General features: G+C 71.4%; 8 protein-coding genes, 1 tRNA gene and 3 pseudogenes. 6 read left to right on the top strand and 6 right to left on the bottom strand.

Annotated elements, in window-relative coordinates; all coding sequences use genetic code 11:
- The 4 genes and pseudogenes from ASC99_RS39500 to ASC99_RS24345 all read right to left on the bottom strand — a co-directional run.
- Positions 1-590 (bottom strand): annotated as a pseudogene (locus ASC99_RS39500) (two-component sensor histidine kinase); the annotation flags it as partial.
- On the bottom strand, positions 587-1,321 hold the full coding sequence (locus tag ASC99_RS24355; protein ID WP_057235666.1) for a response regulator transcription factor: 735 nt from the start codon (positions 1,319-1,321) through the stop codon (positions 587-589). The pseudogene ASC99_RS39500 and the gene ASC99_RS24355, both read right to left, overlap by 4 nt.
- Positions 1,322-1,434: 113 nt before the next feature.
- Positions 1,435-1,947: a GNAT family N-acetyltransferase gene (locus ASC99_RS24350; RefSeq protein ID WP_057235664.1), complete on the bottom strand. Its 513-nt coding sequence runs from the start codon at positions 1,945-1,947 to the stop codon at positions 1,435-1,437.
- 193 nt (positions 1,948-2,140) lie between these two features.
- Positions 2,141-2,214 (bottom strand) — tRNA-Cys (locus tag ASC99_RS24345).
- Between the two features lie 186 nt (positions 2,215-2,400).
- On the opposite strand from ASC99_RS24345, the gene ASC99_RS24340 reads away from it, so the two are divergent.
- From ASC99_RS24340 to ASC99_RS24325, 4 genes and pseudogenes are all read left to right on the top strand, one after another.
- A complete protein-coding gene (locus ASC99_RS24340; protein WP_057235661.1) occupies positions 2,401-3,183 on the top strand; it encodes a hypothetical protein in 783 nt (260 codons plus the stop codon).
- Between the two features lie 178 nt (positions 3,184-3,361).
- Positions 3,362-4,267, top strand: a complete 906-nt coding sequence (locus ASC99_RS24335) for an alkaline phosphatase family protein (RefSeq protein ID WP_057235659.1) — start codon at positions 3,362-3,364, stop codon at positions 4,265-4,267.
- Between the two features lie 5 nt (positions 4,268-4,272).
- Positions 4,273-5,452 (top strand): annotated as a pseudogene (locus ASC99_RS24330) (MFS transporter); the annotation flags it as partial.
- Between the two features lie 236 nt (positions 5,453-5,688).
- Positions 5,689-6,708 (top strand): hypothetical protein, encoded by a 1,020-nt coding sequence (locus ASC99_RS24325; RefSeq protein ID WP_057235655.1) that lies wholly within the window; start codon positions 5,689-5,691, stop codon positions 6,706-6,708.
- Between the two features lie 68 nt (positions 6,709-6,776).
- On the opposite strand, the pseudogene ASC99_RS24320 reads toward ASC99_RS24325, so the two are convergent.
- Positions 6,777-8,179, bottom strand: a pseudogene (locus tag ASC99_RS24320) (APC family permease).
- A 464-nt stretch (positions 8,180-8,643) separates the two neighbouring features.
- Between ASC99_RS24320 and ASC99_RS24315 the strand changes: the two are divergent.
- Positions 8,644-9,732, top strand: a complete 1,089-nt coding sequence (locus ASC99_RS24315) for a hypothetical protein (RefSeq protein ID WP_057235652.1) — start codon at positions 8,644-8,646, stop codon at positions 9,730-9,732.
- A 224-nt stretch (positions 9,733-9,956) separates the two neighbouring features.
- Positions 9,957-11,501, top strand: coding sequence for a putative Ig domain-containing protein (locus tag ASC99_RS42200; protein WP_057235649.1), 1,545 nt, complete (start codon positions 9,957-9,959; stop codon positions 11,499-11,501).
- A 69-nt stretch (positions 11,502-11,570) separates the two neighbouring features.
- Here ASC99_RS42200 and ASC99_RS24305 read toward each other — a convergent pair.
- Positions 11,571-12,385: DUF6777 domain-containing protein (locus tag ASC99_RS24305; protein WP_057235646.1), on the bottom strand; the 815-nt coding region annotated here is incomplete at its 5' end.

Raw genomic sequence — 12,385 nt, 5'->3', positions numbered from 1 at the left:
GGGTCGAGTTCGGCGGCCCGGCGGCTCAGCCGCCGGATCGAGAGGGTGGCCCGCCGGGCCAGCCCGAGCGCGACCAGCCCGGAGACCGGCGCGGCCAGCACCGAGACCAGCAGCACCCTACGGCGTACGGCAGCGAGCTGCGGTCCGTCGGCGGCGGTCGGCGCGATCAGCCACAGCGTGCCGGGCGCCGTACCGTCCACCCGGACGGTCAACACCCGCCAGGCGGCGCCGCGTTCGCGTACGGTGACCGGCCCGCCGGGCAGGTTGGGCAGCCGGGACGGGTCGGTCGGGGACGGGCCGCCGGCCAGCACCACGACACCGTCCGCAGCGACCACCCGTACCCCGGAGTCGAGCGCGTCGCCGAGGACGCGGCGGCTCTGGTTCTGCTCCGCCTTGGGCCGTCCGCCCCGGTCGGCGTTCAGCAGTGCGCGGGCGGCGGGCAGTACGGCGGCGGCCCGGTCATGCAGCCTGGCATCCTGCTGGCCGCGCAGATCCCGGTTGACCAGGCCGAGCAGCAGGGCACCGGCGCCCAGCACCAGCAGCGGCACGACCACCGTGACCGACAGGGCGATCCTGCTGGAGAGCTTCACGAGCCGGCCTCGGTACGGGACCTCGAACCCGGCTCTGCGCCTGGCCCGTCGGCAGGCAGCCGCAGGACGAAGCCGACGCCGCGCACGGTGTGGATCAGGCGCGGCCGTCCGCCCTCCTCCAGTTTGCGCCGCAGGTAGCTGACGAAGGTGTCGACCGCATCGGTGCGCACCTCGAAGTCGTAGCCCCAGACCCGGTCCAGCAGGGTGTCCCGGCTCAGCACGATCCCGGCGTTCCTGACCAGCTCCACCAGCAGCTCGAACTCCCGCCGGGTGAGGCTGAGTTCGACACCGTCCTGGTGCACCTGCCGGGTCTCCTGACTGATCACCAGCGACCCAGCCCGGAGTGTCGTGGACGGCGGCGCGGGCCGCCGCCGGAGCAGCGCGCGCAGCCGTAGCACCAGCTCCTCCAGGGCGAACGGCTTCACCAGGTAGTCGTCCGCCCCGGCCTGCAGCCCGCTCACCCGGTCCGCGAGTTCGTCCAGCGCGGACAGCATCAGCACCGGCGTCTCGTCGCCCTGCGCCCGCAGGCTGCGGCAGACCTCGGTGCCGGACCGGCCGGGCATCGAGACGTCCAGCACCAGCACGTCCGACGGCGCCTCGGCCAGCAGCCGCAGCGCGTCCGCACCACTCTCGGCGGTCCGCACGGTGAAGCCGCTCAGTCGCAGCCCGCGCTCCAGCGACCGGCGGATGGCCGCGTCGTCGTCCACCACCAGGACCCGTCCGGCGGTCATCGGCTCTCCTCCCGCCCCGGGGCTGTGTGCCGTAGGGGCGCCCTACGCTCTCACGCCACCGGTCGCGCGCGCCGTCGGGGGTCGGGCGCCGGGGGTCGGGGCACCCGAGGCCGTCAGTTCGCCGACGGCTGCCACTCCCGCGCCAGCAGCCCGAAGACCACTTCGTCCTGCCGTCCGCCGGGAAAGGCCGCCGCCTCCCGCAGGATCCCCTCCCGGACGAACCCCAGGCGCTCGGCCACCTTCTGGCTCCGCGTGTTGGCGGGGACGGTGCGCAGCTCGACGCGGTCCAGTGCGAGCGGGCCGAAGGCGTGGTCGAGCAGCGTGGTGACCGCCCGGGTGACCAGCCCACGCCCCTCGAAGGCGGAGTCGAGCCAGTAGCCCACCTCTCCGCTGCGCGCGGGGCCGTTGATCAACAGGTTGACCGCTCCCGCCAACCGCAGGCCGTCCTCGGCCCGGACGGCGACGGCCAACGGCAGTTCCGTTCCCGCCAGCCACCCCTGACCTCGCAGCTCCAGGTCCGCCCGGGTCGCCTCGGGCGTCGGGGGCCGGTCGAATCCCGGGAACCAGGACGCGAGCCGCTCGTGATTGGCCGTCAGCAACGCTTGGTACGGCCCCGCGATCGCCACTGTGCGCGGTATCAGGACTGCATCGTCCCCGAGCGGCCAGGTAAACAACTCTGCGGTCACAACAGGCATTTCTTCCCCCGGGTCAACAGCCGTTCCGCCAATTCTAGAACGGCTGCCACCAGGACGCCCTGGAACCGGCGAACCCGAAGGCGGGACCAAGGACGGAAAAATGGCGCCGCCACGATCGGCACCTTGGAGGTGGAGATAGGAATCGAACCCATGTGCACGGCCTTGCAAGCCGCTGCCTCGCCTCTCGGCCACTCCACCGGACGGTTCAGCCTCCAACCTAGACCGTGCCGCCGGCGAATTCCCGCCGCAACACGCGGCGCCCTTCCCGCAATTGAACGAACTCCCCTTCGAATCAATCCGGAGATATCGACCACACCACCCCCACTGTCCTATTCGACCCCGCCTGTCGCGCCCGGCGACCACCTCTGTCGGCGGGCCTTTTCCGTGGGCCCCGTACTCACCGGACCGACCACCCGATGCCAGTACAAGAGTCTGCCGCTGCATGACCTGCCCCCGCTGGGCATCGTCCGCCAGGCCCGGCTGGCGCTCGAGGACTCCCGCGAACGGCGCTCCGGCGTCCCGGCGCCCGGCAAGCCCTCGGCGTTCTCGGCCGGGGACTGGGTGCGGGTCAAGGACACCGACGCCGTCCGCGCAACGCTGGACGGCCAGGACCGGCACCGCGGCCTGTGGTTCACGGGCAGTCAGTGGTCGCACTGCGGCCGCACCTACCAGGTCGAGCACGTCGTGCGGCGGATGGTCGACGACCACTACCGGATGCGCCGGCTCTCCGCCACGACCAGCCTCAAGGGCGCGACCTGTCTCGGGGCGGACCGCTCCGAGGGCTGCGGGCTGGCCTGCGCCCTGCTGTTCCGGGACGAGTGGCTCGAGCCCTCCACCGAGGAGGCGGCCGCCGAACTGCTGACGCCCGCCCGGTACGTGACGGTGCGCAGCCTCGAGCAGATCCGGGCCACCCTGGACGCCGATGGCCGGCTGCACGGCGTGCCGTTCCAACCGGGCATGGCGCGCTTCGTGGGCACCCGTCACGGGGCGACGCGGGTCCTGCACCGGTCGCTGGCCCGCTGGCAGCGACCCGTCGGCGGGGACTGGTACGTGCTGGACAGCCTGCGCTGCGGTGGCGAGCCGTTGCCCCTCTCCGGCTGCGACCGGCAGTGCGCGTTGCTCTGGCACTCCTCCTGGCTGCACCTCGACGTCACCCCGGGCGAGTAACCCGAGCGCGGACGTCGTCCCCTGCCCTGACCCCCCTTGCCGGGACACCGACAAATCGGCAGGCGCCGTTCGCCTGTTCTTCACCTGAGAAGCGCGGCCGTGTCCACCACCGCGCTCCTAGGGTGGCGGGCGCTCGGACACCCCTCTGCCTTGCCGACTCGCCCGGAGGACATCCACCATGACGACGCCTCAGTCAGCTCCGTCCGCCCCCGCCCGTCCCCGCCGCAAGCTCACCGCCGTCGCCGCCGCCACCGCCCTGGCTGCCGGCTCGCTCGGCCTGTGGGCCGCCACCAGCGGCAGCGCCCAGGCCGTCGTCGGCCTGCCCACCCCGGACCACGTGGTGGTCGTGGTGATGGAGAACCACGCCTACTCGCAGATCATCGGCAGCTCCAGCGCGCCGTACATCAACAACACCCTGAAGGCGGGCGGCGCCAACCTCACCGCCTCCTACGGCCTCACCCACCCGAGCGAGCCCAACTACTACATGCTGTTCTCGGGCAGCGCCCAGGGCCGTACCGACGACAGCTGTGTGAGCGTCGGCTCGATGTCGGCGGCCAACCTCGGCTCCGAGCTGATCGCGGCCGGCAAGACCTGGCGCAGCTACAACGAGGGCCTGCCCAGTCAGGGTTCGACCACCTGCAGCAGCGGCAAGTATGCCCAGAAGCACAACCCCTGGTTCGGCTTCAACAACGTGCCGACCAACACCGCGTACACCATGACGCAGTTCCCGACCGACTACACCACCCTGCCGAAGGTCTCCTTCGTGGTGCCCGACCTGTGCAACGACATGCACGACTGCTCGGTCGGCACCGGTGACACCTGGATCAAGAACAAGCTGGGCGCGTACGCCACTTGGGCCAAGACCCACAACAGCATCCTGGTCGTCACCTTCGACGAGGACAACCGGCTCTCCGGCAACCGGATCTCGACCGTGTTCTACGGCGAGCACGTGACGCCCGGCAGCAGCTCGTCCACCACGTACAACCACTACAACGTGCTGCGCACCCTCGAGGACCTGGCCGGTCTCTCCACCCACGCGGGCAACGCAGCCGGCGCCGCCGACATCACCGGCATCTGGAACTGACGCCCGTGTACCTCGCGGACTCCCGCAGCACCAAGGCCCCCGCCGTCCCGGACCAGCGTCCGGGACGGCGGGTGGCCGCCGTGCCCCCTGGAGGAGGCCGAGGAGGCTGGCACTGGGCGCTATCACTGGCTCGAACATGACGTCAGCATCCGTTCCGACGTGTCCTCCGAGATGGTCAGTGCCGTGCTGCCGCTGTACGTGGTGGCCGGGCTCGGGCTCTCGCCGCTCGGGTTCGGGCTGCTGGACGGGATCAACAACGGCGTCGGCGCCCTGGTCCGACTGCTCGGCGGACACCTCGCGGACCGCGGCGGCCGGGGGCCGAAGACGGTGGCGGCGGTGGGCTACGGGCTCTCCGCGCTCTGCAAGCCGCTGCTCCTGCTGGTGCACACCGTCCCGCTGATCGGCGCGGTGCTGGCCGTCGACCGTACCGGCAAGGGCCTGCGCACCGCGCCCCGGGACGCGATGATCTCGCTGGCCACCCGGCCCGAGCACCGGGGGCGGGCGTTCGGTGTGCACCGGGCAATGGACACCACCGGTGCGCTGCTCGGGCCGCTGGTCGCCTTCGCCGTACTGCGGGCCACCGTGGACGGGTACGACGCGGTCTTCGCGGTCAGCGGCTGCGTCGCCGTGCTCGGCGTGCTGATCCTGCTGCTCTTCGTACCGTCCGCCCGCCGCACGGCAGTTGACCCGGCCCCCAAGCCCTCACTGCGCGACTCGTTCGACCTGCTCCGGCTGCCCGGCCTGCGCCGGCTCGGGGTGTGCGCCGCGCTGCTCGGCCTCACCACCGTCAGCGACTCCTTCCTCTACCTGCTGCTGCAGCGTCAACTCGGGCTCGCCACCCACCTGTTCCCGCTGCTGCCGCTCGGCACCGCCGCCGCCTTCCTGCTGCTCGCCGTCCCGCTCGGCGCCCTCGCCGACCGGATCGGCCGCCGTCGGCTGTTCCTGGCCGGGCACGTCCTGCTGCTGCTCGMCTACGCCTTGGTGCTCAGCCACAGCTCGGCCGTCCTGCTGGTGCTGGTCCTGCACGGCGGCTTCTACGCGGCCACCGACGGCGTACTGGCCGCAGCCGCCGCCAACGCCGCGCCGGACGACCGGCAGGGGCGCCGCCCTCGCCCTGGCGGCACCGGGCAGGCGCTGGCCCGGTTCGCCTGCTCGCTCGGCTTCGGCGCCGCCTGGAGCGCCTGGTCAAGGTGGTCTGGAACGGCACCGAACTGAAGGGCTTCGCCAAGGNCGGCAGGGCGCCGCCCTCGCCCTGGTCGGCACCGGGCAGGCGTGGCCCGGTTCGCCTGCTCGCTCGGCTTCGGCGCCGCCTGGAGCGCCTGGGGCGGGCACACCGCGCTCGCCGTCACGGCAACCGCCCTGGCCTGCACCGCAGTTGCCACCTTCTTCCTGCTCCGCAGCTCCGCCGACGAGGTCACCGTATGAAGAACTCCACCCGCCTGCTGGTCCTGCTGCTGGCCGTCGTCCTGCTCGGCGGCATCGGCACCGGCGCCGTGCTGTACGCCGCCGACCGGGCCGACCGCCACGACCAGGAACAGGCCGGCGGCCCGGCCGTCCGGTCCGGCCCGGTCTCGCTCCGGGCACCTGGCCGGCAGTTGGTCTTCCGCAACCTGGCCTGGGGCCCGCACCGGGACGAGATCGTCACCGTCCCGGCCGGGCAGCCGGACGGCGAGCGGACCGCCTCCGGCCTCAAGTGCCTGCGTTTCCACGCCGCTTCGGACACCGGTATCTGCCTGCAGGCCGTCCACGGCGCACTGGAGGACAGCTACCGCACCGTCCTGCTGGACGCCGAGCTGCACGAACGGCACGTCTTCCCCGCCGCCGGAATCCCCACCCGGGCCCGGGTCTCGCCCTCGGGTCACCTGGCCGCCTGGACGGTCTTCGTCAGCGGCGACTCCTACGCGGGCACCGACTTCTCCACCCGGACCGCCATCGTGGACACCCGGACCTGGGCGCTGGACGACAACCTGGAGACCTACGCGATCGTCAAGGACGGCCACCCGTACCAGGCGCACGACACCAACATCTGGGGTGTCACCTTCGCCGACGACACCCGCTTCTACGCGACGCTGGCCACCGGCGGCCAGACCTACCTGGTCCAGGGGGACGTCACCGCACGGACCCTGACCACCCTGCACCAGAACGTCGAGTGCCCTTCGCTCTCCCCCGACGGCACCCGGATCGCCTACAAGAAGCGCGCCCCTGAGGCCTCCACCGACGCCCCCTGGCGGCTCTACGTGCTGGACCTGGGCACCATGACTGAGACCCGCACCGCCGAGCAGCGCAACATCGACGACCAGGCACTGTGGGCCGACGACCGGACCCTGGAGTACGCGCTGCCGGGCGACTTCGGTGCCGACCTCTGGTCCACTCCCGCCGACGGCACCGGCGCCCCGCGCCAACTGCTCACCGCCGCGGTGTCCCCCGCCTACCTGGGCTGACCTGACGCCGCGAGGCCCGGCCCCCCGTACGGGGGCCGGGCCTCGCGGCGTGCCGAACGGACGGGACGTCAGCTCTGCTGGTCCTCCGGCAGGGTGATGATCCAGCGGCTGTCCTGACGCGGCCGCAGGTAGAACACCCAGTACAGGCTGGCGACCACGGTGATCCCGGCGGTCCAGGCCAGTGCGGTGAGGTCGAGCTGGGTCAGCACGTAGCCGAGCACCAGGATCAGGGCGATCGGCAGCAGAGCGGCTGACGCCAGGCCGGGGCGTTCTTGTGGTGCTTGCTGCGGGAGAACAGCGAGGCCACCGCGACCAGCAGGTAGAGGGCCGCGACGGCCACCCCGGTGATGTTGGTGAGCAGGTCGTTCGGCACGAAGCAGAGTGCCGCGCCGGGGATGCCGACCGCGAGGGTGGAGATCCACGGGGCGCTGAAGCGGTTGAGCGTGCCGAACGCCTTGTTCGCGGGCTCCGGCCAGGCCTTGTCACGGCCGGAGGCGAACAGCACCCGGGAGTTCTGGATCACCATGACGATGCCGGCGTTGATGATCGCCAGCGCGATGCACAGGCTGACGAAGGTGCCGACCGCCGAGCCCGACCAGCCGGCCACCAACTCGGAGATGTTCCCGGCGGAGAGCGCGTCCAGGTCCGGCGCACCGACGGTGATCGCGATCACCGGGACCAGGATGACCACCACGGAGAGGCCGAGCGTCCACAGCACGGTGCGAGCCACGTTGCGCCGGGGGTTCTCCAGCTCCTCGGAGAGGTAGATCGCGGTGGAGAAGCCCTGGGTGACGAAGAGTGCGGTGCCCATCGCGGCCAGGATCGCCGCCATGCCGACCGGACTGGTCGCGCCGCTGCCGTCACCCACCACGCCGTGCAGCAGGCTGCTCGCGCCGCGCTCGCTGTGCGAGAACCCGAGGAAGGAGACCACCGCGCAGGCGATCACCTCGAGCACCAGGAAGATGCCGGTCAGCCAGGCGTTGGCGCGCAGGTCCAGCAGGCCCGCCACGGTGGCCGCGATCATCACGGCGGCGCCGGCGATCCGGGGGTCGACGTCGACGATCGGTGCCAGGTACTCGGAGGTGCCGATGGCGATCAGCGAGGGCACGATCATCACGACGATCAGGGACTGGATGAACACCAGCCAGCCGGCGAACCGGCCCGCCAGGGTGCCGACCATCGCGTACTCGCCACCGGCGCTGGGGATCAGGGTGCCGAGCTCCGAGTAGCAGAACGCCACCGCGATGCAGATCAGCGAGCCGATCCCGATCGCCATCGCGGTGTAGGTGCCCAGCGAGCTGAACAGGTCCGGCACGATCACGAAGAGGGACGACGCGGGCGTCACACACGACAGGGTGAGCAGCGTGCCGCCCACCACGCCGAGCGAGCGGGAGAGCCGCTTCGGCGCGTCTGCGGGCGCCTGGGGGGCCACCGCCGACACCGGGATGGTCGGGTCAAGCGTGTCGGTCATGAAGTGGTTCCGATCGGCTCGGCGCGGCAGAGCGCGCGGTAGGGCGGTGTTCACCGGGAGCGGTATCTCCTCCAGAGGGCTGATGCCGGCGTTAGATCCTGTCGCTCCCGGGTCGCCATGGAAGCTGGCTGATGGCGTGCCGTCAACGGCCGAAATGCTTCGGAATTCGTTGCCGACCAGCGGGTTTCTCCCCGGATCGGTCACCGACAGTGATCCAAGCCATCCGGTGATTCCCGGGCCTGAGTGATTGATTGCCGATGAATCCATGGTGAACAGCAGGTGAAACCTGTGATCGCGCATCATTGCTTGGGCTTCGCCCGTCCGCTCGGCACGCCACTACGGGCACCGGTCGCACGACGATAACCGCAGCTCAGAGCCGGGAAGTCGTCGATAACGTTTCAGCCTGCGGACGATCTCCACCACGCCCTGTGTCGAAGCATCCACTCGACGCCACAATGAGCGCCATGAGAATGATCTACGCGCTGGCCGGGCTGCTGGTCCTGCTGTTCACCGTCGCGAGCATCCTGCGCACCCTGGTGGTGCCGCGCGGCCTCTACTCCGCGCTCGTCCACCGGCTCTGGTCGGTACTGCGGGCGATGCTCCGCGCGGTCTCGCCGTTCGGCGGCTACCAGGTGCAGGACCGGGTGCAGACCTGGCTGGCGCCGCTGATCCTGCTCGGCATGCTGACCACCTGGCTGGCCGGGATGCTGGTCGCCTACACCCTGCTGCTGCACGGCTTCTCCGAGCTGGCCTGGTCGGTCTCGTTCCGGGAGGCGGGCTCCAGCCTGTTCACCCTCGGCTTCGCGAGCGGTGAGCGCCTGCACCTGTCCGCCCTGGACTTCCTGGCCGCCGCCACCGGACCGCTGGTGATCGCCCTGCTGATCGGCTACCTGCCCACCCTGTACGGGGCGTACAACCGCCGGGAGGTGGAGGTCACCCTTCTGCAGTCCCGGGCGGGCGAACCCGCCTGGGGTCCCGAGCTGCTGGCCCGTCAGTCGCTGGTGGACACCGAGACCGCACTGCCCCAGCTCTACCGCGACTGGGAGCGGCTGGCCGCCGACATCGGCGAGGGCCACTCCAACTACCCGGTACTGCTCTCCTTCCGCTCACCCCAGCCGCACCGCAGCTGGGTGGTCGGCCTGATCGCCGTGATGGACGCGGCCGCCCTCCAGCTCGCCGTCTGCCCGAAGTCCGCCCCGCCCGAGGCCCGGCTGGTGCTGCGAGCCGGCTTCACCGCACTGCGCGACATCGCCAGGACCCAGCGGATCGCCTTCGACCCGGACCCGAGCCCGGACGGCCCGATCCGGCTGACCTACGAGGAGTTCGACGCGGCCGTCGCCCTGGTCACCGCCGGTGGCATCGGCGGCGAGCGGACCGCGCCCGAGGCCTGGCCGCACTTCCGCGGCTGGCGGGTCAACTACGAGTCCCTGGCGCATGAACTGGCCCGCCGTACCGACGCCGTCCCCGCGCTCTGGACCGGACCGCGCGACTTCCCCGCCGCCCCCATACCGCCGAGCCGCCCGGCCGACCGCCGCCCCCGGCAGCACAGCTGAGCAGCGGTTCCCCGACGAGCGATCAACTCCCTTGCGCACGATCGCCTTCCAGTACGTCAACGATCCACCTGTCCGGCCCGTCCGGCGGCCCGACGGCCGCCGGGCCCGTCCCAACAGCCAATTCGGTCCGAACAGTTGACCTCATTGATGCGAGCATGGCAGCTTTCTCCGGCCTGGGCGTTCCCAACCGGTTGCACGCCCGGCGATCCCCCACAAGGAGACCCATGCTCAAGGGACTTACCGCCGGACTCGGCACCGCCGCAGTCGTCGCGGGCCTGCTGACGTCCGCCGTCTCGCCCGCACAGGCCGTCCAGGCAGGCGATCTGACCTCCACCATCGCGCTGAGCAACTGCTCGGCCTCCCTGGTGCGTTACCCCACCTCGGTCGACGCCGACCGGGCCCTGATGCTCACCAACGGGCACTGCCTGCCGACCATGCCGAGCGCCGGCCAGGTGATCCAGAACACCACCGCCAGCCGCTCCGGCACCCTGCTCAGCGCCTCCGGCTCCTCGCTGGGCACCGTGAACGCGGACAAGGTGCTGTACGCGACCATGACCGGCACCGACGTCGCGCTCTACCAGCTGACCGACACCTTCGCCTCGATCACCACCAAGTTCGGCGCCACCGCGCTGACCATCAGCGACACCCACCCGGTCAACGGCTCGTCGATGTTCATACCCTCGGGCTACTGGAAGCAGACCTGGAACTGCTCCGTCAACGGCTTCGTCGACACCCTGCGCGAGGACGCGTGGACCTGGCGCGACTCGATCCGCTACAGCGCCGGCTGCAACACCACGCACGGCACCTCGGGCTCGCCGATCGTCGACGCCACCAGCAAGCGGGTCGTCGGGATCAACAACACCGGTAACGACGACGGCGCGATGTGCACGCTCAACAACCCGTGCGAGGTGGCGGCCGACGGCACCACCACCGCCACCAAGGGGCAGAGCTACGGCCAGGAGACCTACTGGTTCACCACCTGCCTCGGCACCAACCGCGCCATCGACCTGAACGTCAGCGGCTGCCTGCTCACCAAGCCGGCCGGCACCAACGTCTCGGTGACCAACCCGGGCAGCCAGACCACCGCGCTGAACGGCTCGGCCAACCTGCAGATCAGCGCCACCGGCGGCACCGCCCCGCTGACCTTCACCGCCACCGGTCTGCCGACCGGCCTCTCGATCAGCTCCACCGGCAAGATCACCGGCACCGCCACGGCCACCGGCACCTACAACGTGACCGTGACCGCCAAGGACGCCGCCAACAAGACCGGCAGCGCCGCGTTCAGCTGGACGGTCACCGGCGGCGGTGGCGGCACCTGCACCCCGGCGCAGCTGCTCGGCAACGCGGGCTTCGAGACCGGCACCGCCGCCCCGTGGACCACCACCTCCGGCGTCGTGGACAACGGCACCTCCCAGGCCGCGCACTCCGGCTCCTGGAAGGCCTGGCTGAACGGCTACGGCTCCGCCCACACCGACAGCGCCACCCAGACCGTCTCCATCCCCGCGGGCTGCCGGGCCACCCTGAGCTACTGGCTGCACATCGACACGGCGGAGACCGGCAGCACCGTCTACGACAAGCTGACGGTCACGGTCAACGGCACCTCGGTCGCCACCTACTCGAACGTCGACAAGAACACGGGCTACGCCCAGAAGACGGTCGACCTCTCCTCGTACGCGGGCCAGTCCGTCACCCTGAAGTTCAACGGGGTCGAGGACTCGTCGCTGAAGACCAGCTTCGTGATCGACGACACCGCGATCCAGACCAGCTGACCCCGCGTCACTGATCCGGTGCTGCGCCCGGCGGTCACCACCGCCGGGCGCAGCACCTTCTCGGGCCCGCTATCCCGCCGAACCGCTGTCGGCCGACGCACCACCGGCCGACGAAGCGCCGCCCGGCTGACCCGACGTCACCGTCCCGTCCGAGCTGCTCGCCGCACCGCTGCTCGGCGCACCGCTGCGGAACTCCCCGGAGGACGTACCGGAGGACGGGGCCTTGCTGCCTGACGCCGACCCGGAGGCGGAGCCCGAGGCGGGCTTGGAGCCGGAGGACGAGCCGGAGCCGGAGCCGGAGCCGGAGGACGAGGAGGACGGCGAACCGCTGACCGGGTGCGCGTACGACTGCCCGCTCGACGGATCGACCACCACGACGTCCTTCAGCGGCGACGGAGCCGGGCTCACCGCCACCACGTCCTGCTCCTTGAACGACGGCCACGGCGTGCCCGAGTAGGCCGGCGGGGTCGCCGACAGCACCGGCGGCAGCAGCGGGTTTCCGCAGGCGCAGCGCACCCGGGGCAGCCCCCGGGCGTCGATCAGCACGGCGGTGCCGCTCTGCAGCACGGCCTGGTACGGCGTGGCGACGCCGTTGGCGAAGCCGTGGTTGGTGACCCGGGTGTCCACCCGCAGCACCACCGAGGTGAGCGAGCGGAGGTAGTCGCCGATCCGGGCCGGGTCGATCCCGGCCACGGCCGCCCACGCCCTGGCCTTGTCCTGATTGGCGTTCAGGAACTCGGCCAGCCGTGGCACGTCGCAGCTGGCGGAATCCCGGCTGCCCCCGTACAGACCGGGATCCGAGCCCTGCACGGTACGGCCGTCGGTGCCGGTGGCCGAGACGGTGCCCTCGGAGGCGGAGGCGGCGGCGGTCGGACGCGGTCGAG

It is taken from the genome of Kitasatospora sp. Root107 (genome assembly GCF_001424875.1).
Classification (GTDB): domain Bacteria; phylum Actinomycetota; class Actinomycetes; order Streptomycetales; family Streptomycetaceae; genus Kitasatospora.
This window is presented reverse-complemented; position numbering and strand designations above follow the sequence as displayed.